This is a genomic window from Actinomadura formosensis, assembly GCF_050948385.1.
Classification (GTDB): domain Bacteria; phylum Actinomycetota; class Actinomycetes; order Streptosporangiales; family Streptosporangiaceae; genus Spirillospora; species Spirillospora formosensis.
In genome coordinates, this window is sequence record NZ_CP192011.1 from 2,405,622 (window position 1) to 2,426,294 (window position 20,673).

Annotated in this window: 15 protein-coding genes; 5 read left to right on the top strand and 10 right to left on the bottom strand. The window is 71.8% G+C overall.

What is annotated here, in order from left to right; genetic code table 11:
* Positions 1 to 53: 53 nt before the first annotated feature.
* From ACQP1N_RS11435 to ACQP1N_RS11450, 4 genes are read right to left on the bottom strand one after another with little or no spacing between them, the layout of a single operon-like run.
* Complete coding sequence (locus ACQP1N_RS11435) at positions 54 to 1,520, bottom strand: glycoside hydrolase family 3 protein (RefSeq protein WP_242608704.1); 1,467 nt, start codon at positions 1,518 to 1,520, stop codon at positions 54 to 56.
* Positions 1,517 to 2,410 carry a carbohydrate ABC transporter permease gene (locus tag ACQP1N_RS11440; RefSeq protein ID WP_433231034.1) on the bottom strand — a complete coding sequence of 298 codons (894 nt, stop codon included), beginning with the start codon at positions 2,408 to 2,410 and terminating at the stop codon, positions 1,517 to 1,519. The genes ACQP1N_RS11435 and ACQP1N_RS11440 overlap by 4 nt, the downstream gene beginning before the upstream one ends.
* Positions 2,407 to 3,378 carry a carbohydrate ABC transporter permease gene (locus tag ACQP1N_RS11445; protein WP_067792028.1) on the bottom strand — a complete coding sequence of 324 codons (972 nt, stop codon included), beginning with the start codon at positions 3,376 to 3,378 and terminating at the stop codon, positions 2,407 to 2,409. The genes ACQP1N_RS11440 and ACQP1N_RS11445 overlap by 4 nt, the downstream gene beginning before the upstream one ends.
* A 21-nt stretch (positions 3,379 to 3,399) precedes the next feature.
* Positions 3,400 to 4,668, bottom strand: a complete 1,269-nt coding sequence (locus tag ACQP1N_RS11450; protein WP_067792025.1) for an extracellular solute-binding protein — start codon at positions 4,666 to 4,668, stop codon at positions 3,400 to 3,402.
* Positions 4,669 to 4,923: 255 nt separating this feature from the next.
* Here ACQP1N_RS11450 and ACQP1N_RS11455 point away from each other — a divergent pair, with 255 nt between their 5' ends.
* Complete coding sequence (locus ACQP1N_RS11455; protein ID WP_067792022.1) at positions 4,924 to 6,147, top strand: ROK family transcriptional regulator; 1,224 nt, start codon at positions 4,924 to 4,926, stop codon at positions 6,145 to 6,147.
* 70 nt (positions 6,148 to 6,217) lie between these two features.
* Here the strand turns inward: ACQP1N_RS11455 and ACQP1N_RS11460 are convergent, their stop codons facing one another.
* Positions 6,218 to 7,420, bottom strand: a complete 1,203-nt coding sequence (locus tag ACQP1N_RS11460; RefSeq protein ID WP_433231038.1) for an IS110 family transposase — start codon at positions 7,418 to 7,420, stop codon at positions 6,218 to 6,220.
* Between the two features lie 265 nt (positions 7,421 to 7,685).
* Positions 7,686 to 7,826, bottom strand: coding sequence for a hypothetical protein (locus ACQP1N_RS11465; RefSeq protein WP_157419121.1), 141 nt, complete (start codon positions 7,824 to 7,826; stop codon positions 7,686 to 7,688).
* 234 nt (positions 7,827 to 8,060) lie between these two features.
* Between ACQP1N_RS11465 and secA2 the strand changes: the two genes are divergently transcribed.
* The gene (gene secA2 / locus ACQP1N_RS11470; RefSeq protein WP_433231041.1) at positions 8,061 to 10,388 is read left to right on the top strand and encodes an accessory Sec system translocase SecA2; all 2,328 of its coding nucleotides are present in this window, start codon (positions 8,061 to 8,063) and stop codon (positions 10,386 to 10,388) included.
* Positions 10,389 to 10,433: 45 nt separating this feature from the next.
* Here the strand turns inward: secA2 and ACQP1N_RS11475 are convergent, their stop codons facing one another.
* Positions 10,434 to 15,101 carry an ATP-dependent helicase gene (locus tag ACQP1N_RS11475; protein ID WP_433231044.1) on the bottom strand — a complete coding sequence of 1,556 codons (4,668 nt, stop codon included), beginning with the start codon at positions 15,099 to 15,101 and terminating at the stop codon, positions 10,434 to 10,436.
* A 120-nt stretch (positions 15,102 to 15,221) separates the two neighbouring features.
* Here ACQP1N_RS11475 and ACQP1N_RS11480 point away from each other — a divergent pair, with 120 nt between their 5' ends.
* The gene (locus tag ACQP1N_RS11480; RefSeq protein ID WP_433231047.1) at positions 15,222 to 16,499 is read left to right on the top strand and encodes an alpha/beta hydrolase fold domain-containing protein; all 1,278 of its coding nucleotides are present in this window, start codon (positions 15,222 to 15,224) and stop codon (positions 16,497 to 16,499) included.
* Between the two features lie 9 nt (positions 16,500 to 16,508).
* Positions 16,509 to 16,703 (top strand): DUF3046 domain-containing protein, encoded by a 195-nt coding sequence (locus tag ACQP1N_RS11485; RefSeq protein WP_084262284.1) that lies wholly within the window; start codon positions 16,509 to 16,511, stop codon positions 16,701 to 16,703.
* 3 nt (positions 16,704 to 16,706) lie between these two features.
* Here the strand turns inward: ACQP1N_RS11485 and ACQP1N_RS11490 are convergent, their stop codons facing one another.
* The 3 genes from ACQP1N_RS11490 to ACQP1N_RS11500 all read right to left on the bottom strand — a co-directional run bounded on the left by ACQP1N_RS11490 (position 16,707) and on the right by ACQP1N_RS11500 (position 19,193).
* Positions 16,707 to 17,864 (bottom strand): glutathionylspermidine synthase family protein, encoded by a 1,158-nt coding sequence (locus tag ACQP1N_RS11490; RefSeq protein WP_174548802.1) that lies wholly within the window; start codon positions 17,862 to 17,864, stop codon positions 16,707 to 16,709.
* 3 nt (positions 17,865 to 17,867) lie between these two features.
* Positions 17,868 to 18,227 carry a hypothetical protein gene (locus tag ACQP1N_RS11495; RefSeq protein WP_242608703.1) on the bottom strand — a complete coding sequence of 120 codons (360 nt, stop codon included), beginning with the start codon at positions 18,225 to 18,227 and terminating at the stop codon, positions 17,868 to 17,870.
* 96 nt (positions 18,228 to 18,323) lie between these two features.
* Complete coding sequence (locus ACQP1N_RS11500) at positions 18,324 to 19,193, bottom strand: ATP-grasp domain-containing protein (RefSeq protein WP_433231051.1); 870 nt, start codon at positions 19,191 to 19,193, stop codon at positions 18,324 to 18,326.
* Between the two features lie 275 nt (positions 19,194 to 19,468).
* Here ACQP1N_RS11500 and recA point away from each other — a divergent pair, with 275 nt between their 5' ends.
* Positions 19,469 to 20,587 carry a recombinase RecA gene (gene recA / locus ACQP1N_RS11505; RefSeq protein ID WP_067792004.1) on the top strand — a complete coding sequence of 373 codons (1,119 nt, stop codon included), beginning with the start codon at positions 19,469 to 19,471 and terminating at the stop codon, positions 20,585 to 20,587.
* The last annotated feature ends 86 nt before the right edge of the window (positions 20,588 to 20,673 follow it).

Consider the following 20,673-nt stretch of genomic DNA (forward strand, 5'->3'; position numbering starts at 1 on the left):
ACGCGGCGCGCCCGCCGGAACCGGGCTCCTCCTCCGGCGGGCACGCCACGGACCTAGCCGGCCGCGGTCAGGCCGAGCAGCTCGGCGGCGGCCTGGGCGTTGGCGGCGGCGGCTCCGTAGGTGGCCAGGTAGACGGCCGAGCCGGGACGCCAGACGGGGAGCCCCATCTCCACGACGACGGTGTCGGGACGGGCGGTCAGCAGGGCCGTGGTGAGGGCCCGCTGGCCGGCGTGCCGGTGCGCGTCGCGCAGGACGACGATGAGCCCGCGTCCCTTGGCGCGGTCCAGGACCCGGTCCGCCGCCCCGTCCGTCCCGTCGGCCTGGACGGCGTCGGGCGCCCACGGGTGCAGTCCCCACGGGGTCGGGCCGACCGCGATGTTGCCGGCCGACTCCGTCTCGACCACCAGGGGCGCCGCGTCCCAGCCTGGGAGCGCCCCCGCGACCCGGATGGCGCGGCGGGCGGCTTCGAGCCCCGCCGCGCGGTCCACGACAGCGGAGCCGTGCCCGGCCAGCCACTCCTTGAGACGGGCGGTGCGCTCGGCGGCGTCCGCCAGCCGGGTCATCGGCAGCCGCCCGGTCCGCACCGCGTCGTCGATCGCGGCGAGCGTCGCCGCGACCGTCTCGGCGTGCTCGCGCGGGCCGAGGCACAGCAGATCGGCGCCCGCGATGAGCGCCCGGACGGACGCCTCCGGGATGCCGATCGCGCCGCTGGCGCCCTGCATGTCGAGCGCGTCGGTGACGATCACGCCCGGATGGCCCAGCCGCTCGCGGAGCAGCCCGGTGATGGCCGCATGCGACAGCGTCGCCGGGACGCCCCCGGTGATCGCCGGCAGGTTGAGATGCCCGGTCATCACCGCGCGGGTGCCGGCCGCGATCGCGGCCCGGAACGGCACCAGCTCGCGGCGTTCCAGCAGGTCCAGGTCGGCGTCGACGAGCGGGACCGACAGGTGCGAGTCGTCCACCGTCGCGCCGTGGCCGGGGAAGTGCTTCGCGCAGGCCGCGACGCCCGCCTCCTGCGTTCCGGTGACGGACGCGGCGGCGTGCCGGGCGACCAGTTCGGGGTCGGAGCCGAACGAGCGGGTCCCGATGACGGGGTTGTCGTCGGCGGTGTTGACGTCCACCGACGGCGCGAAGTTGACGTTGACGCCGACCTCGGCCAGCTCGGCGCCCAGGGAGCGGTAGATGCGGCGGGTCAGTTCCGGATCGTCCACGGCGCCGAGCGCGGCGTTGCCCGGATAGGGGCTGCCGGTGGCGTGGCCGCCGAGGCGGGTGACGTCACCGCCCTCCTCGTCGATCGTGATGAACGGGTCGCCGGCCTCCCGTAGCCGCGCGGTGAGCGCGGCGAGCGACTCCGGGCTCGGCACGTTGCCGGTGAGGGCGAAGAGCGTGACGCCGCCGAGGCCGGCCTCCAGCTCGTCCAGCAGCCAGCGCGGCGCGGTCGCCCCGGGGAACGACGGGAGCAGTGTGCCGCGCGCCAGCCGGGCGATCTCCGCCGTGGTCGCGATGTCGCCGGCCGTCACCCCTTCACCGCCCCGGCGGTGAGGCCGGACACCATACGGCGCTGGACGAGCAGGAAGAAGGCGATGACGGGAATGGTGAGCAGCGTGGACGCTGCCATGATGGGCCCCCAGGCGTTGCCGCTGCGGCCGAAGAAGAACTGCAGCATGATCGGCAAGGTGTACTTGTTCTGGTCGTCGAGGAACGTGAACGCGAAGATGAACTCGTTCCAGGCGGTGATGAAGGAGAAGATGCTGGTCGCCACGAGTCCGGGCGCGACCAGCGGGAGCAGGACGCGCAAGAACGTGCGGACCGGGCCGGCGCCGTCGATGGCGGCCGCCTCCTCCAGTTCGCGCGGCACCGCGGCGACGAAGCCGCGCAGCATCCAGATGGCGAACGGCACCGCGAAGCCGACGTAGACGAGCGCGAGCCCCGCCAGGCTGTTGAGCAGGTCGAGCCGCTTCAGGTCGAGGAACAGCGGGATGACCAGCGCCTCGCACGGCACCATCTGCACGATCAGCAGCATGATGAGGAACGTCGTGCGGAACCGGAAGCGGAACCGGGCGACGGCGGTGGCGGCCATCAGCGCGAGCAGGCCCGACGCCAGGACGGTGACGAGGGCGAGGATCGCGCTGTTGCGGAAGTACTCCCAGAAGGAGACCTCGGCGATGCCGCCGTTCAGCACCAGGTCGAAGTGCTCCAGCGTCGGGTGGGCGGGGAGCGGCTTCGGTGTCGTGCTGAAGATCTCGGTGTTCGGCTTGAACGCGGTGGACGCCATCCAGAAGACGGGGAAGACCGCGATCAGGAAGACGAGCAGGCCCGTCCCGTTCAGCAGCATCCCGCGCGCCCGGCGTTTCATCGCGCGGGGACGGCCCCCCGCGCCCCCCGGCCGCTTCGCGGGTCTGAGCCTCATCGTGTCTCCCCCTGACGGACCATGACCCGCACGTACAGGGCGGTGACGACGAGCAGGATGAGCGTGAGCACCAGCGCGATCGCCGAGCCCATGCCGAGCTTCGGATTCAGTGAGCCGAACGCCTCGGAGTAGCCGTAGAGCGACAGGTTGAACGCGTCGCGGTTGGCCGTCCCGGACATGATGAACAGCTGGGTGAAGACCTTGAAGTCCCAGATGATCGACATGACGATCAGCACGAGGAAGATCGGCTTGAGCATCGGGTAGGTGATGCTCCAGAACGTCCGCCACGGGCCCGACCCGTCCACCCGTGCCGCCTCGTACAGTTCGCCGGGGACGCTCTTCAGCCCGGCCAGCACGGACACGGCGACGAACGGGCACGCCTGCCACACGACGCACACGGTCAGGACGGTGTAGGTGGACAGCGGCGTGGCGAACCAGTTGTGGTCGTTCCAGCCGCCGCCGGCGAGGAAGTCCGGCAGCAGGGCGAGGAACCAGTTGACCAGGCCGCCGGTCGTGCCGAACAGCCAGCTGAAGATGATCGCGGCGGTGACCGGCGGGGTCGCCCAGGCGACCATGACGCCGCCGGCGACGAAGCCGGACATCTTCCTGCCGAGCTTGTTGAGCAGCAGGCCCACGAGCGTCCCGATGAGCAGGGTCAGGGACACCGCGACGACGGCGAAGAGCACCGTGTGCCGGAGGGTCTGCCAGAAGAACGGATCATTGAAGATCTTGTCGAAGTTCTCGGTCCCCACCGGCTCGGCCGGCTCGCCGCGCAACTGGCGGTTGCCGACCTTCTGGAACGACATGATCCCGATCTGGATCATCGGCCAGAACATCAGCACGGCGATCACGAGCACGGTCGGCGCGATCAGCAGGTAGGGCCCGCGGCGGGGCCGGCGGCGGGGGCGCGCCCGGCCGGAGAACCTCCGGCCGGGCGCTCTCCGCACCGCGGGTGCGGTGTCGAGCATGGACGTTCCGATCAGCCGGGGCTACGGGTTCAGCAGGGTGTTGGCCTGCTCGTTCGCCTTCTTCATCTCCCCTTCGGCGGGCTTGCCCTGCATGATGGCCTTCACCGCGTTCGGCAGCACCTTCTTGGCCTGCTCGAACTCGCCCCAGCCCGGGCTGATCGGCGGGAACTCGGTGTTGCCGGCGATCTCGGTGAAGATCTCCAGCTTCGGGTCGGAGAACTTCACGTCCGAGCGCATGGAGGAGAAACCGCTGTAGTCGGCCCACGCCTTGGCGTTCTTGGCGTTGTTCAGGACCGTGATGTAGTCGAACGCCGCGGCCTTGGCCTTGCTGTCGTTCCAGACGGCGAGGTCCGAGCCGCCCGCCATGACCGGGGCGTTGCCGCCGGCCTTGCCCGGGATCGGGAACACACCCCACTTGTCGGCGTTCTTGTCGGAGACCTTCTTCATCTCCTTCAGCGCCCAGCTGCCGTCGATGTACATGCCGAGCTTGCCGAGCGCGAAGTCGCGCTGCGGGCCCTCAAGCTCGTTCTTGCCGACGTACTTCTCGGGCGCGACCTTCTCGGTGGTGACGAGACCGGCGTAGTACTCGACCGCCTCGACGGCGGCGGGCTGGTCGAGCTTGCCGGCCCACTTGCCGCCCTCCTTGGCGGCCACGTCGCCGTTGTTGCCCCAGATGAAGCTGAGCAGGGCGTTGGTCTGGTCGCTCGGGATGCCGATGCCGGGCACCTTCTTGGCGTCCTGGACCTTCTTGGCGGCGGCGGTCAGCTCGTCCCAGGTCTTCGGCGGCTGGATGCCGAGGTCCTGGAACCAGTCCGTCCGGTACCAGACGCCGCGGACGCCGCCGTACCACGGCACCGCGTAGATCTTGCCGTCGGCGGTGTCGTTGCCGAGCGCGGTCCTGTTGAGCGTCTTGCCGTCCGCCCAGCCGTTGAACCGGCCGGTGATGTCGGCGAGGCTGCCCTGGTCGATGTGGGACTGGACGTCGGTGTTGCCGAGTTCGGTGACATCGGGCCCCTCCCCGCCCGCCGCCGCCTTCTGGAACGTGGTGGCGACCTGCGGCCAGGGGACGTATTTGATCTGGACGTCGGTGTTCGGGTGCTTCTGCTTGAACTCCGTCTCGACGTCGTCGAGGAACTTGGTCTGCTCCGGCGTCCCGTCGCCCATCATCCAGACCTTGAGCCGCGCCGGGTCCTTGTCCGCGCCGGCCCGGTCGTCCTTGCTGTCGCCGCCGCAGGCCGTGGCGGCCAGGGCGATCGCGGCCGCCGCGGCCGCCACCTTGATGTACTTCACTGGGGGTTCCTTTCCGGCATCGCCTCGCGCGGCCTTATGGCCTGCGGAGCGAGTGGGAACGGCGCGAACCCTTTAGGGTCCTGGCCATGCCCTCCTCGCGTTCGCATCGCTCGCGGGCGCCCTGCTCGCCAGTCCGCGCTCTGCGCGCGCCCCCGGCCCGGGGTACCGGACCGGCCGGCGCTTGGGCGTAAACTAACAAGAAACTTTCCTAAACAAAACCGCCCGTTAGCGGATTGAGACATCGAGGGGGCCGGCATGGCCACACGCCCGGGAACGCCGAGGCTGCTGCGTGAGCTCAACGACCGCGCGGCGCTGGACCTGCTCGTCGAGCGGGGCCCGCTGACCCGCGCCCAGATCGGGGAGCACACCGGGCTGTCGAAGGTGACCGCCTCCCAGTTGCTGTCGAGACTGGAGGAGCGGGGGCTGGTCTCGGTCGTCGGCGAGCAGGCCGGGGGACGCGGGCCCAACGCCGCCCTGTACGCGGTCGTCCCGTCCAGTGCCTATGTCGCCGGGCTGGAGGTCGGGCCGGACGGCGTCACCGCCGGTGTCGCCGACATCACCGGACACATCGCCGCCCAGGTCACCGTGGACCCGAACGGCGCCGGCGAGCCGGTGAAGATGGTCCACAACGCCGTCGTCAAGGCGTGCCGGTCGGCCCGGGTCGCGGTGTCGAAGCTGAACGCCTTCGTCATCGGGACGCCCGGCGTCGTCGACCCGCGCTCCGGGGATGTCCAGTTCTCGTTCGACCTGCCGTCCTGGCACGAGGGCGTGCTGGCCGCGCTGAGGACCGACCTGCGGCGGCCCGTGACCATAGAGAACGACGTCAACCTGGCCGCGATCGCCGAACGGGCGTACGGCTCCGCGCAGGGCGCCGACGACTTCGCGCTCATGTGGTTCGACCGCGGCATGGGCCTGTCGGTGATGCTGGGCGGCCGGCTGCACCGCGGGCGCTGGGGCGGTGCGGGGGAGATCGGCTACCTGCCGGTCCCGGGCGCGCCGCTGCCGCTCGGCGCCGCCCGCCGCGCCCCCGAGGACGAGGGCGTCACCGAGTCGACGACCTGGGGGATCCCGACCCTCGCCGGAGGTTACGGGGCCCTGGTCGGCGCCGACGCGGTGCGCGCCCTGGCCCACGAGCACGGGATCGCCGAGCCGACCGCGTTCGACTGCGTCAGCGCGGCCGCCGCCGACGAGAGCCGCGGCGGCGCGTTCCTGGACGAACTCGCCAACCGCATCTCCTACGGCGTGACCTCGGTCAACATCGTCCTGGACCCGGGCCTCGTCGTGCTGTCGGGAAGTCTCGGCCGGGCCGGCGGACGTCCCCTCGCCACCCGCATCGAGCGGATCGTCGGCCGGATCAGCCCCACCCGTCCGGCCGTGGCCGTCACCGGGGTGGAGGGCAACCCCGTTCTGCGCGGCGCCCTGTACGCGGCGCTGCAGAAGGCCCGCGACGAGGTGTTCTCTGCGGGCGGGACGCCCTAGCGGCGAGGCGGCTCAGGCGAAGCCGAGCGCCCCCCCCGCCGGCCGGCGGGGGGTGTCCCTATGGGATTCGTCAAGCTGCTCGGGCGGCGGGTTTGCGTGAGGGCTGGTAGGGCTGTTTGTCGCGGAGCATGGCGTAGATGACATCGCTGCGGCGGCGGGCCAGGCAGATGAGGGCGGCGTTGTGTTTCTTGCCCTCGGCTCGCTTGCGGTCGTAGTAGGCCCTGCTCAGCGGGTCGGAGAGGGAGGCGAACGCGGCCAGGAACATGGCGCGTTTGAGGGCCTTGTTGCCGCCCTTGGGTGGGTGTTCGCCCTTGATGGAGGATCCGGAGCGGCGGGTGACGGGCGCCAGTCCGGCGTAGGCGGCCAGGTGTCCGGGGGTCGCGAACGCTGTGATGTCGCCGATCTCCAGCAGGATTCGTGCGCTGGTCCTGATCCCGATGCCGGGCATCGAGATCAGGACCCCGGCGAGAGGGTGGGCATCGAGGATCTCCTCCACCTGGGCCGCGACCTGGTCGCGTTGGTCGTGGACTGATCGCAGGGATCGGGCCAGGTGGGGCAGGACGGTCGCGGCCGCGGCGGTGCCGGGAACCACGACGGTCTGGGCGTCCAGGGCCGTGGTGACCGCCTCGATCAGGCGTCCGGCCATGCGCGGTGCCAGCGGCCGGGTGGTGGCCAGCAGCTGGTCGGCGGTGGCGGCGCGCAGCCCGTCCGGGCCGCCGCAGGTGATCAGCAGCTCCAGCGCGGCGGGGTGGTGCAGCCGTGGTCCCAGGGCCCTCTCCAGGGCGGGGTGGATGGTGACCAGCAGCCCGCGGATCCGGTTGACCAGCCGGGTTGATTCGCCTGCCAGGTCGTCGTCGAACCCGACCAGGACCTCCAGCTCGGCCAGGGTTTCCTGGCCGGTGTCGACGCGGCGCAGGGAGTGCGGGAGGGTGCGGGCGGCGTCGGCGATGATGCAGGCGTCGCGGGCGTCGGTCTTGGCGTTGCCGGGGTGCAGGTCGGCCAGGCGCCGCATGGTCAGGCCGGGCAGGTAGGCGACCTGGCAGCCCTGGTCCCGGGCGACGGCGACGGGCAGCGCACCGATCGAGGCGGGCTGATCGACCACCACCAGTACCCGGCCGCGGCGGCCGAGCTGGGTGAACAGGGTGCGTAGCCGCTGTTCGTCGTTGGGCAGGGGCTTGTCGTGCAGCTTCTTGCCGGAGGGGTCCAGGGCGCAGGCGTGGTGTTCGCCCTTGCCGACGTCCAACCCCAAAAACACCGCGTACTCGACGCTCACGTCTACCTCGATCCGGGGTGTTTGGCCTGGTCACAAGTCCTGGCGACGGCTGCCGGCATCCACGTTACGGCGAGACGATCACTTCGTCACAGAAGGTGCCTTGTCCCTATGAGCGGTCCACCGACGCCACCCGGGCCCGGTGACAACACCCCCCGGATCATGCCTGCGACAGGGGGCTTGAGTCATGCCGGGCCGGGTGACCTGGCTCCCCACCGTGGCGGGGACGTGAAAACGGTAACGGGGGGCGCTTTTGTGGACCGTTCCTTCAGCGGCTACCCGGCGACGCCGCCGCGACGGCGGCCTCCTTGTGGCGCCGCGGATCGTTCAGCGCCCGGTCGATGACGGTCTGGCTGATGATCTGGCGCTTGCGCCGGAGCGCGGCTGCCTTCCGTGCCGTAGGTGTCATGGCGAAACCCCGTTCCGCGGTGACGCTTTCCCCTTGGCCACCGCAACCCCGTGATGACCTCATGATCTCAAACGGAAGGGGCGGAAGGGATCCAACCAAGGAATGAAATCGGACTCAGACCAACAGCGGAGAACGCCCTTGGCGGCACTGGCCTCCACACTGGGATCATGGAGGGGAACGCCGTCTCGGACCCGCCCGCGGGGGGGACCGCGACAGATCGACCGAGGGGACGCCATGGCGCTGCGTGACCGGCTGCGGAGGCTCGCCCAGAAGCCGGGCAGCGTCGACCTGGCGCCCTTCCGCGCGCTGGCGGACGAGGCGGGAAGGCGCGAGTCCCGGGTCCGGGAGCTGTCCGATGCCGAGCTGACCTCCGCCGTGTCCGCTCTCCGCGCGGAGGACGACCCGGCGGAGCTGTGCGCCCTCGGCCGGGAGGCCGCCCGCCGGACGCTGGGGGAGCGGCCGTTCGACGTCCAGCTGATCGGGACGCTCGCGCTGCTGTCCGGGCACGTCGCCGAGATGGCGACCGGCGAGGGCAAGACCCTGGCGGGGGCCCTGGCCGCCGCCGGGCACGCGTTGCGCGGCCGTCAGGTGCACGTGCTGTCGGTCAACGACTACCTGGCGCGCCGCGACGCGCAGTGGATGGGCCCGCTGCATGCGATGCTGGGCGTCTCCGTGGGCTGGGTGGGGCAGTCGTCCACGCCCGGCGAGCGGCGGTCGGCGTACGCGGCCGACGTGACGTACGCGCCGGTCAGCGAGGTCGGCTTCGACCTGCTGCGGGACCGGCTCGCCACCGACCCCGGCGACCTGGTCCTGCCCTCGCCGTCCGCCGTGCTGATCGACGAGGCCGACTCGGTGCTCGTGGACGAGGCCATGACGCCGCTCGTCCTCGCCGGGGCCGCCGGCCTCGACGCCGCCGACCCCCGGCACGCCGACCTCGTCCGGCGGCTGCGGCCCGGCCTGCACTACGCCACCGACGACGAGGCGCGGAACGTCCAGCTCACGCCGGCCGGGGCACGCGAGGTGGAACGCGTTCTGAACCTGGACCTCTACGCGCCCGAGAACCTTTCCACGCTCACCGCGGTGAACGTGGCGCTGCACGCCGAGGTCCTGCTGCACCGCGATGTGGACTACATCGTCCGGGACGGCGCGGTGAAGCTGATCAGCGAGTCGCGGGGCCGGGTCGCGCTGCTGCAGCGCTGGCCGGACGGGCTGCAGGCCGCGGTGGAGGCGAAGGAGGCCCTGGAGGCGTCCCCGAGCGGCGAGATCCTCGACTCGATCACCGTCCAGGAGCTGATCGGGCGCTACCCCGTCCGGTGCGGGATGACCGGCACGGCGATGGCCGTGTCCGGCCGGCTCACCGAGTTCTACTCGCTGCAGATCGCGATCATCCCGCCGAACCGGCCCTGCGTCCGTGTGGACGAGCCCGACCGCCTCTACGCGACCACCGCCGACAAGGACGTCGCGATCGTCGAGGAGATCGCCGCCGCGCACGCCGCCGGGCGGCCGGTGCTGGTCGGCACCGGCGACGTCGCCGAGTCCGAGCGCCTCGCCCGCCGCCTCGCCCGCGCCGGGCTGGACGGGGTCGTCCTCAACGCCAAGAACGACGCCGAGGAGGCCGCGATCATCGCCGAGGCCGGGGCCCCCGGCGCGATCACCGTCTCGACCCAGATGGCGGGCCGCGGCACCGACATCCGCCTCGGCGGCAGCCCGTCCACCGCCCCGGGCACCGCGCCCGCCGACGCGCCGGGCTCCGACCACGACCGCGTCGCCGAGGCGGGCGGACTCCTCGTCATCGGCACCGGCCGCTACCACAGCAGCCGCCTGGACGACCAGCTCCGCGGCCGCGCCGGCCGGCAGGGCGACCCCGGCGGCTCCGTCTTCTTCACCAGCCTCCAGGACGACCTCGTCACCCGCTACGCGCCCGACGAGAAGAGCAGGGCACCCTCGGACGACGACGGGCTGATCACCGACAAGGGCGCGCACTGGATCGTCGGCCACGCCCAGCGCGTCGCCGAGGGCGTCGCCCTCGAACTGCACCGCAACACCTGGCGCTACAACCACCTGATCGGACTGCAGCGCCGCGAGCTTCTCACCGAACGCGACGCCGTCCTGCACGGCGACGCCGCCGGCCGGGCCATGGCCGCCGCCGCCCCCGGACGGCACGCCGAGCTCACCGCGATCGCGGGCGCGGGCGCGGTCACCGCCGCCGCGCGCCAGATCGTCCTGTACCACCTGGACCGCTGCTGGGCCGAGCACCTGGCCTACCTCGCCGACCTGCGCGAGGGCATCCACCTGCGCTCCCTCGGCCGCGGCCTGGACCCGCTGATCGAGTTCAACCGCGAGGCCGTCCCGGCGGGCAAACGCCTCCTCGGCGACGCCCGGAACCGCGCGGTGGCCGCCTTCGCGGCCCTGACCGCCGATGAGAGCGGCATCGACCTGGCCTCCGCCGGCCTGAAACGCCCCTCCGCGACCTGGACCTACCTCGTCCACGACAACCCGTTCGGTTCCCTGGACGAACGAGCCCTCCGGGGCCTGATCGCCATGTTCAAACGCCGCCGCTGACCCCGGGCCGCCTCCCCGGAACGCGTCCGCCGCGATCACGCATGATCAGGAGCGGAGGCGCAGGCCCCGGGGGGTCGGATGGAAACCCGCGGACTCCAGGGCGGCGGCCAGCGGGGAGTCGCTGATCGCTTCCCCGTCGGCGCGTTCCACGGTCAGCTTGCCCAGGGCGCCCTCGCGGACGGCCAGCGCCAGGGCGTCCACCGCCGGTTGCCGGATGCCCGGATCATCGGACCAGGTCAGCAGGGTCCGGCCGCCGCGTTCGACGTAGAGGACGAGGCGCCCCTCGACCAGCACGACCAGCGCGCCCGCCTTGCGGCCGGGCTTGTGGCCGCCGGCGGCCTCCTCACCGCGTTCCGGCCAGGGCAGCGCCGCCCCGTACGGGTTGGCCGGGTCGGTGGCGGCGAGGACGAGGGCCCGGCCGCCGGGTTCGCGGGGCGTCTCCCAGAGTGCGGGGACGTCGCCCGGGGGAGCGGCCGCGGGGCGGAGCGCGCGGAGCCGGTCGACGGCGCCCGGCAGGGCGAACTGGGCGGCTCCCAGGCCCTCGACGAAGTAGCCCCGGCGGCACCGGCCCGTCTCCTCGAACGCGCGGAGCACCGGGTAGACGGCGGAGAAACCGCCGGGGGTGCGTTCGGCGGCGACGGCACCGCGTATCACGATGCCGTACCGCTCCAGGAGGGCTTCGGCGAGGGCGTGGGACCGCAGTGTCGCGGTGGCCTCCCGCTCGGGGAGCGGCCACCAGCGTCCGGCGACCGTGGGCGGGCCCGTCCTGGACGGCAGGACGGGACGGCCGCGGCGTGTCGTCCGGGAACGGTGCGCCGGACGGCCGGACCCCAGCGCGGCGCGCAGCGGCGCCATCGTGTCGTTGGTGAGGTGCCCGGACCATACGAGGTCCCACAGGGCGGTGACGAGGTCGGCATCGTTCGCGGTGACGTCCTTGTTCACCCGGTCGGACAGCGTCCGGAAGAAGTGGGCGCCGCCGTCACCGAGCGCGTCCAGGACGGCCCGATGCACGGGCGTGAGGGTGATCTCCGCGGGTTCCGGCATGAGGAGCGGCGCGGTGTCGGCCAGGTAGAGCGCCACCCAGCCGTCGCCGCCCGGCAGACCGCCCTGCCCCGCCCACACGACCTCGCCGGCGGACGTCAGCTCGTCCAGCATGGCGGGGGTGTAGCCGGGCACCCGGGACGGCAGGATCAGCGACTCCAGCGCGGACGCCGGGACCGCCGCGCCCTGCAACTGCTCGATCGCCTGGACGAGCGCGTCGACGCCCCGCAGCCGCGACCCGCCGTAAACGCCGTGCCAGGCGGGCAGGAAACGGCCGAGTGACTCCGGCGGGGACGGTTCCACCTCGGCGCGGAGCCGGGCCAGGCTGCGGCGCCGCAGCACGCGCAGGACGCCGGTGTCGCACCATTCGGCCGTCAGCGGGCCCGCAACGGCCTGGGCGGGCAGGAACTCGCCCTCGACGACCCGGCCCGCGCCCGCCAGCCGCCGCAGGGTCTCCACGACCACGGCGATGCCCAGCCCGAAGCGGGCGGCGGCCTCACCCGCCCGGAACGGCCCGTGTGTGCGCGCGTACCGGGAGATCAGGTCGCCGAGCGGGTCGCCCACCGGTTCGAGGAACGCTTCCGGGACGCCCACGGGCAGCGGCGCCCCGAGCGCGTCGCGGAGCCGCCCCGCGTCCTCGATCACGGCCCAGCGCTCCTGCCCGGCGACCCGCACCCGGATCGCCCGCCGCGCTCCCTCCAGCTCCACCAGCCACCGCGCCACCAGGGCGAGTACCGCGCCGGAGTCCGGAGCCGCGTCCGGACCCGCCGCCTCGCCCTCCAGGGCGGCGTGACCGCTCGGCGCGGCACCCGGGCCGAGGGTCCGTTCGGCGACCTCCGCCGTGGTGAGGGGCCCGAGGACGCGGAGGAGGTCGGCGACGCCCTCCATGTCGCGGGCACGGCGGTCGGCGGCCAGGCGCTGGAGTTCGCGTTCGGTGTCGGCGACGGCGTCGGGGTCGAGCAGCTCGCGGAGATCGGCCTGGCCGAGCAGTTCGGCGAGCAGCGCCGAGTCGAGCGCGAGTGCCTGGGCGCGGCGTTCGGCGAGCGGGGAGTCGCCCTCGTACATGAACGCGCCGACGTAGTGGAACAGCAGGGACCGCGCGTAGGGCGACGGCTCCGGCGTCTCCACCTCGACCGTGCGGACCTTGCGTCCCGACAGGTCGCGCATGAGCTGCACCAGGCCAGGGACGTCGAACACGTCCTGCAGGCACTCGCGGATGGTCTCCAGCACGATCGGGAACGAGGGGTACTTGCTCGCGACGGCGAGGAGCTGCGCGGCGCGCTGGCGCTGCTGCCAGAGCGGCGTGCGCCTGTCGGGGCGACGGCGGGGGAGCAGCAGGGAACGCGCCGCGCACTCGCGGAACCGGGCCGCGAACAGCGCCGAGCCGCCCAGCTCGTCCACGACGACGCGCTCGATGTCGTCGGCGTCGAAGACGGCGAGATCGAGGCCGGGCGGCTCGTCCATGTCCGGGATGCGGATGACGATGCCGTCGTCGGCGTGCATGGCCTGCGCGTCGACGCCGTACCGTTCGCGCAGACGGCCCGCGATGGCAAGGGCCCAGGGCGCGTGCACGCGCGCGCCCAGCGGAGAGTGGACGACCATACGCCAGTCACCGAGCTCGTCGCGGAACCGTTCGACGACCACCGTGCGGTCGTCGGGGACGTGCCCCGTGGCCTCACGCTGCTCGCTCACGTAGGAGACGAGGTTGGCCGCGGCCCAGGCGTCCAGCCCCGCGGCGGAGACGCGCTCGCGGGCCTCCCGCGCGGGCAGGCCGGCCAGCTCGCGGGTGAACGAGCCGAGCGCGCGGCCCAGCTCGGCCGGCCGCCCCGGTGTGTCGCCGTGCCAGAACGGCAGCTTGCCGGGCCGGCCGGGGGCGGGGGAGACGAGCACCCGGTCGGGCGTGATGTCCTCGATGCGCCACGAGCTGGCGCCGAGCACGAACACGTCGCCGACGCGCGACTCGTAGACCATCTCCTCGTCCAGTTCCCCGACGCGGGACCCTCCGGAGGCCGTTCCCCGGGCGGACGGAGCCCCGCCGGCGAGGAACACTCCGAACAGGCCGCGGTCCGGGATCGTCCCCCCGCTGGTCACCGCGAGGCGTTGCGCGCCGGGACGGCCGTGCAGGACGCCCGTCACCCGGTCCCACACCAGGCGTGGGCGGAGTTCGCCGAACTCGTCACTGGGGTAGCGCCCGGCGAGCATGTCGAGGCACGCCTCCAGGGCCGAACGCGGGAGCGTGGCGTAGGGAGCGGCGCGCTTGACCAGTGATTCCAGATCGTCGACGGTCCATTCGTCCATGGAGACCATCGCGACGATCTGCTGCGCGAGGACGTCCAGGGGGTTGCGCGGGTAGCGCAGCTCCTCGATCTCGCCGTCGCGCATCCGCTCGGCCACCACCGCCGTCTGGACGAGGTCGCCCCGGTACTTGGGGAAGATCACGCCCTTGGAGACGGCACCGACCTGGTGGCCCGCGCGCCCCACCCGCTGGAGCCCGCCGGCCACCGACGGCGGTGACTCCACTTGGACGACCAGATCGACGGCGCCCATGTCGATGCCCAGTTCCAGGCTGGACGTCGCCACGACCGCCGGAAGGCGCCCCTCCTTCAGAGCGTTCTCGATGCCGGCCCGTTCCTCCTTGGAGACCGAGCCGTGGTGCGCTCTGGCGATCTCCAGAGGGGCGCCTCTGGCCGCACCCGCCTGGGCCATCGTGGCGGCGGGGGAGTGGTCCTCGGGCAGGGGCTCGCCCGTCGTGCGTTCGTAGGCGAGCTCGTTCAGCCGTCCGCAGAGCCTTTCGGCCAGCCGCCGTGAGTTGGCGAACACCAGTGTCGAGCGGTGTGCCTGGATGAGGTCGAGCAGACGGTCTTCGACATGGGGCCAGATGCTGCGCTGCCGGGGGTCGGCCGTACCGGAGTCGTCAACGAACTGGCCGACCTCGCCCATGTCCTCCACGGGGACGACGATGTCGAGATCGAAGACCTTGTCGGACGGAGGCTGGACGACGGAGGCCGAGTTCGTCCCGCCCAGGAAGGCCGCCACCTCGTCCGCGGGACGGACGGTCGCCGACAGGCCGATCCGCTGGGCGGGCCGATCGAGGAGGTCGTCCAGCCGTTCGAGGGAGAGCGCCAGGTGCGCGCCGCGCTTGGTGCCCGCCACCGCGTGCACCTCGTCCACGATGACGGTCTCGACACCGCGCAGCGACTCGCGCGCCCGCGAGGTCAGGATCAGGAACAGCGACTCGGGCGTGGTGATCAGGATGTCCGGAGGCTTGACGGCGAGCCGGCGGCGCTCGTCGGCCGGGGTGTCGCCCGACCGCATCCCGACCCGGACCGCCGGCTCGGGCAGGCCGAGCCGGCGCGCCGCCTGCCGGATCCCGGTCAGCGGGGCGCGCAGGTTGCGCTCGACGTCCACGGCGAGGGCCTTCAGCGGCGACACGTACAGGACGCGGCAGCGCCGCAGCGGATCGTCCGGGACGGGCCCGGTGGCGAGCCGGTCCAGCGACCACAGGAACGCCGCCAGGGTCTTGCCGGACCCGGTGGGCGCGACGACGAGCGTGTCGCCGCCGCCCGTGATGGACTCCCACGCCCCGGCCTGGGCGGGGGTGGGCGCGGCGAACGCCCCGCGGAACCAGGCGCGGGTCGCCGGGGAGAAGCGTTCGAGCACGTCACCGCCCATGGCGCCATACTGCCTCGCGGGGCCGACAGAACGCGACGGGGTGGCGGGCGTCACCTTGTAAGCAAGCACTTGTCCGGGCATGGTTCTACGGATGGGACACTCGCCGCCAAGGGGATCTCGATGACCTACGTCCTGCTCGTCCTCGGGATCCTGCTCGCCCTGGCCGCCGCCAACGCGCACGCTCCCCGGCGCAGCGCCGTCCTGCTCACGCCGAGTTTCTTCCTGGGGTGGCTGACCATCGAGATGGCGCCGCACGTGCTCGTCACCGGGGCCGTCGCCACCACGCTCACGGCCGTGTTCGGTGGACTGGACGGCTGGCCCGGCTGGACGGGTCTCGCCCTGGCGGCGCTGGGCATGGCGGGCGTCGCGGCCACCATCGTCGCGTCCCGCCGTACGGTCGTCACGCTGCGGGGCAGCGGCGCGCCCATCGACCTGGACCCCGAAGGCGCTCCCCACTATCCGCTCTCGCATCTGATCGTCCCGCCGCTGTGCCTGATCCCGCGCAAAGGCGTGCGGGTCGAACGCAACGTCGTCTACCGCGAGGACGGCCGGCTGCGCCTGAAGCTGGACGTCTTCCGGCCGACCGGCGAGCTCCCCGGCGATGAACTGCGTCCCGGGCTCATGCAGATCCACGGCGGCGCGTGGGTCATCGGAGACAAACGCGAGCAGGGATTGCCCTTGCTCAACCACATGGCCTCGCAGGGATGGGTCGGCTTCAACGTCAACTACCGGCTCAGCCCCCGCGCCACCTGGCCCGAGCACCTCATCGACCTCAAGCACTTCCTCGCCTGGTACAGGGAGCACGCCAGGGAGTACGGAGCCGATCCCGGCTTCCTCTGTGTGACCGGTGGTTCGGCCGGCGGGCACCTCGCGGCGATGGTCGCGTTGACGGCGAACGTGCCCGAATTCCAGCCGGGCTTCGAGGACACCGACACCAGCGTGCAGGGTGCCGTCCCGTTCTACGGCGTCTACAACCTCTTCGAACCGGGGCCGTGGCCGCGTCCCATGGGCGCCACCGGCCTCATGGAACGAATGGTGATCAAGCAGCCCTTCGAAGGGAACCGGGAAGCGTACGCCAAGGCGTCCCCCGTCACGTACATCAGTGAGGACGCGCCGCCCTTCTTCGTCATCCACGGAAGCCGCGACTCGCTCATCCCCGTGGCCGAAGCACGCCGGTTCGTGGAACGGCTCCGGGACGTCTCCAAGTCACCCGTCATCCATGCCGAGATGAAGGGGGCCCAGCACGCCTTCGACGTCTTCCCCTCCTACCGGACGGCCCGCGTCATCGAGGGCGTCGAGCGCTACCTGACGGGTCTGCACCGCCAGCACCGCCAAGGGACCGGACCCGCCGTCCCCGGCGAGGTCACGCGGTCCTTGGGGGAGTCCTCCGTCGGATAGCGTGGAGCGGTGCGGCTCACAGTTTTCTGGGATCGGATGAAGCAGCAGTTCGGCGAGCGCTACGCCGAGAGTGTGGCCAAGGACTACGTCATGGCCGAACTGGGCGGCCGCACCATTGAGCAGGCACTCACCGACGGGGAACCCGCCAGGAAGGTCTGGGAGGCCGTCGTCGCGAACTTCGACGTGCCGTCCACCCTGCAGTAGCCGCTACAGCCGAATGCGGTGCGGGACGAACGACGACGTGTCGTCGGTGATGAGTCCCGACGTCTCCCTGATGCCGAGGCCGGCCGCTTCATCGTGGACCACCCACGCCCCCAGCACCGGGTGCTCGCCATCGAAGTCCGGCAGCGGGCAGAACTCCTGGAAGACGAACCCTTCCGTGCCGTAGTCGCCCTCGGTTCGCTGCTCGGTTCCGTCCGGCAGGACGATGCGCATGCTCGCCCCCTCCCGCCCCAGCAGCGGCTTCTGCACGTAGGACGTGAGGTCCGAGGGTGTGTTCAGGTAGGCCGGCAGCAGGTTGGGGTGCCCGGGGAAGAGCTCCCACAGCAGGACGAGCAGCGCCTTGTTCGACAGCACCATCTTCCAGATCGGCTCTATCCACGACGTGGGCGCTCCCGGAATGTTCTTCCCGAACGGCTCGGCGACGATCCACTCCCACGGGTAGAGCTTGCAGAGCGTCCCGATCTCCCGCTCGTCCAGGTCCACGAAACGCCCGCGTGCGGAGTCCCAGCCGATGTCCTCCATGGCGATCGCCATGCCCGGCAGGCCGGCCTCCTCGGCCGTCTCCTGCATGTAGGCGATCGTCATGACCTCCTCACCGGTCTCGTCATCGGCCGTCCAGGCGAAATGGACCGGCCCCCCGCCCGCGGCCGGAGCGATCTCCTTCCAGCGGGCCACGAGCCGCTCGTGAATGGAGTTCCACTGGTCGTCCCCCGGATGGGTGTCCTGCAGCCAGTGCCACTGGACGACGGAGCTCTCGACCAGGGCCGTCGGAGTGTCGGCGTTGTACTCCAGGAGCTTGGGCGGGCCCTGGCCGTCGTAACGCAGATCGAACCGCCCGTACAGGTGCGGATCGCCGCGCCGCCACGACTCCTCGATCAGCGGCGCCACCCAGCCGGGGATGCCGAGAGCGTGGTAGCGGCCGGTGGACACGACGTGCTCGACCACGTCCAGGCACATCCGGTGCAGCTCTTCGACGGCCGTTTCAAGGGCCAGTACCTCGATCATGTCGAAGACGTAGTGCACGGACTCGTCCCAGTAGGGCCGGGTCAGGTACTCGGGGTGCGCGGTGCGGTGGAAGGCCAGGCCGTGCGCCTCGATCTTCTCCGCCCAGCCGTCACGCGGCGTCGAACGCATACGGTGCACGGGTCAGCCTCCGCTCCGGCCGCTGCCGCCGAACCCGCCACGGCTCAGCGTCCGCCCGCTGCTCGACTTGATCTTCCCGTCGGGCCGGATGCCGCTGCCGCCGGACGCGAACCCGGAGGTGCTCTTCCCGCCGTAGTACCAGAAGTACCGGCCGTACGCGTGGGACGTGCGGTCGATGTCGCCGGGGTCGCAGTTGCCGTCCGGGACGACCCGGTAACCGCCCCTGCCGGGCGAATTCCGATCGACGCATCGCGCCGTGGTCGAACCGGCGCCGCACGCGACGAGCGTCAGTGACAGCGCGCTCACCATTCCCACTTTCACGACGCGGGAGCTGAACCGGCGATCGGTCTCCTGTGGGGACACGGGCACACGTCCTTAGTCAAGCATCAGTGATCAGGCAGCCTAGAACTGCGGATCATGAGACGGAAGAGGCATGTGTCCCGGTTCCGCGCCGACCGGTCATTCGGGTACGGGCAGGTGGGCGTAGAGATCCATCGCGTCCACCGACGACGGCAGATCGCTGACCTGACCGTCGCCGACCTCCACCACGCGCCATGCGCCGTCCGTGCGGCGGGCCAGGTCGGTGGTGATGAAACGGCAGCCGAGCGCGCGGACGGCCGGCGCCACGGCGTCCACGTCCGGATCGAGTTCCACATCAGGGCTGTCGGGATGCGGGCCCACCAGGGCGGGCTCGCCGTCCACCCACCACACGCGCGCCTCACCCTCGCCGTCGTACTCCTCGAACTCGCGCACGACGAGGCCGCCCGCCAGATGGTCGTCCCGTAGCGCGACCATCTTGGACGCGACGTCGTGCAGCCGTGCGAGGTTCTTCACGTCGGGGACGAAGCACGCCTCCTCCCACTCGTGCTTGCACGACTTCACGTAGTCCTTGACCACGGCCGGGCCGCCGCGCAGCGAACGGACGAGCTCCTCCAGTTCATGGAGGGCACCGGGGTCCTGCCCCGGGCCGAGGGGCCGCCACACGCTGTGCGGGGTGAGCCCCGCGAACGTCTCATGCCAGCCCGGCAGCTCGTGCGCGCGCCTGTAGTCGTCCGGATGCGTCAGCAGGACCGTCCCGCGCCGCTTCAAGGCGGCGGCCATCGCGCCGTACTCCTCCGCCGAGAGCATCCAGCCGCGATACCAGGCGGGCCCCAGGCCGGAGGGCACCGCGCCGACGGCGTCCTCTGCGTCGCCGCGCCGCAGCGCGTCGTGGTCGATCAGGGCGATCTCGCCGTAGTGGTCCCGCACGGCGGCGGCCTCGCGGGAGAAGTGGGGGTCAACGCGCCGGGGATGGAGCGGATCGACGCAGAAGAGGACGGTCAGCGTCATGTTCGGAACCCTCCGTGGACTGCGCCAGCGTACGGGGTCGGGACCAGAGAGCGCACGGCCATTCATGCTCGAATCGGCATAACGAGCGATGATCGAACGGATGTTCGGTAAGCTGGTCTCTGACGCGCGGCGTCGTCCATGGCGGTGCCGTCCATGGCGGCGTCGTCCACAATTGCGCGGGGGCTCGAAAAGTGTCGGTGGCCCGCCGTAACGTCGCCCTCGACAGCGCAAAGCAGCGGCCGAGAAGCCGACAGTCACGACGAGAAGGACATCTCATGGCAGCGAACGACCGGGAGAAGGCTCTCGAGACCGCACTCGCCCAGATCGAGCGGCAGTTCGGCAAGGGGTCGGTCATGCGGATGGGCGAGGAGGCGCGGGCGCCCGTCGAGGTGATCCCCACCGGCGCGATCTCCCTCGACATCGCGCTCGGCATCGGCGGCCTCCCGCGCGGGCGCGTCGTCGAGGTCTACGGCCCCGAGGGCTCCGGCAAGACCTCCATCGCGCTGCACGCGGTGGCCAGTGTCCAGAAGAAGGGCGGCATCGCCGCGTTCGTCGACGCCGAGCACGCGCTCGACCCCGAGTACGCCGCCAAGCTCGGTGTCGACATCGACGCCCTGCTGGTCTCCCAGCCCGACACCGGCGAGCAGGCCCTGGAGATCACCGACATGCTGATCCGCTCAGGCGCGATCGACATCGTCGTCATCGACTCCGTCGCCGCGCTCGTCCCGCGCGCCGAGATCGAGGGCGAGATGGGCGACAGCCACGTCGGTCTCCAGGCCCGCCTCATGTCCCAGGCCCTGCGCAAGCTCACCGGCGCGATCAACCAGACCAAGACAACCGCCATCTTCATCAACCAGCTCCGCGAGAAGGTCGGCGTCATGTTCGGCTCCCCGGAGACCACCACCGGGGGCCGGGCGCTGAAGTTCTACGCCTCGGTCCGGCTGGACGTCCGCCGTATCGAGACCCTCAAGGACGGCACCGAGGCCGTCGGCAACCGCGTCCGCGTCAAGGTCGTCAAGAACAAGATGGCTCCGCCCTTCCGCGTCGCCGACTTCGACCTCCTCTACGGCCAGGGCATCAGCCGCGAGGGCGGCCTGATCGACCTCGGCGTGGAGCACGGCTTCGTCCGCAAGTCCGGTGCCTGGTACACCTACGACGGCGACCAGCTCGGCCAGGGCAAGGAGAACGCCCGCAACTTCCTCAAGGCCAACCCCGACATGGCCGACGGCATCGAGAAGAAGATCAAGGAGAAGCTGGGCATCGGTCCCAAGGTCGACAAGGAGGCCGAGCCCGCCCCGGCCGCCGCGCCGCCCGCGCCCCCGGCTCCGGCCGCCGCCGGCCGGACCACCGCCGCGAAAAGGGGGGCGAAGGCCACCAAGACGGGTGATTCATAACCAAGAATCCGCGGCGGTGGGTGACTCTTGACGAAGGGTGAGCGATGATCTCGTATGCAGGGCGGCGGCGCCTCACCCGGCACCGC

Coding starts and splice junctions, on each gene's coding strand:
- ACQP1N_RS11500 (WP_433231051.1), bottom strand. CDS start 19,193: ATGACGCTGACCGTCCTCTTCTGCGTCGATCCGCTCCATCCCCGGCGC.
- ACQP1N_RS11445 (WP_067792028.1), bottom strand. CDS start 3,378: ATGCTCGACACCGCACCCGCGGTGCGGAGAGCGCCCGGCCGGAGGTTC.
- ACQP1N_RS11440 (WP_433231034.1), bottom strand. CDS start 2,410: ATGAGGCTCAGACCCGCGAAGCGGCCGGGGGGCGCGGGGGGCCGTCCC.
- ACQP1N_RS11475 (WP_433231044.1), bottom strand. CDS start 15,101: ATGGGCGGTGACGTGCTCGAACGCTTCTCCCCGGCGACCCGCGCCTGG.
- ACQP1N_RS11455 (WP_067792022.1), top strand. CDS start 4,924: ATGGCCACACGCCCGGGAACGCCGAGGCTGCTGCGTGAGCTCAACGAC.
- ACQP1N_RS11465 (WP_157419121.1), bottom strand. CDS start 7,826: ATGACACCTACGGCACGGAAGGCAGCCGCGCTCCGGCGCAAGCGCCAG.
- secA2 (WP_433231041.1), top strand. CDS start 8,061: ATGGCGCTGCGTGACCGGCTGCGGAGGCTCGCCCAGAAGCCGGGCAGC.
- ACQP1N_RS11480 (WP_433231047.1), top strand. CDS start 15,222: ATGACCTACGTCCTGCTCGTCCTCGGGATCCTGCTCGCCCTGGCCGCC.
- recA (WP_067792004.1), top strand. CDS start 19,469: ATGGCAGCGAACGACCGGGAGAAGGCTCTCGAGACCGCACTCGCCCAG.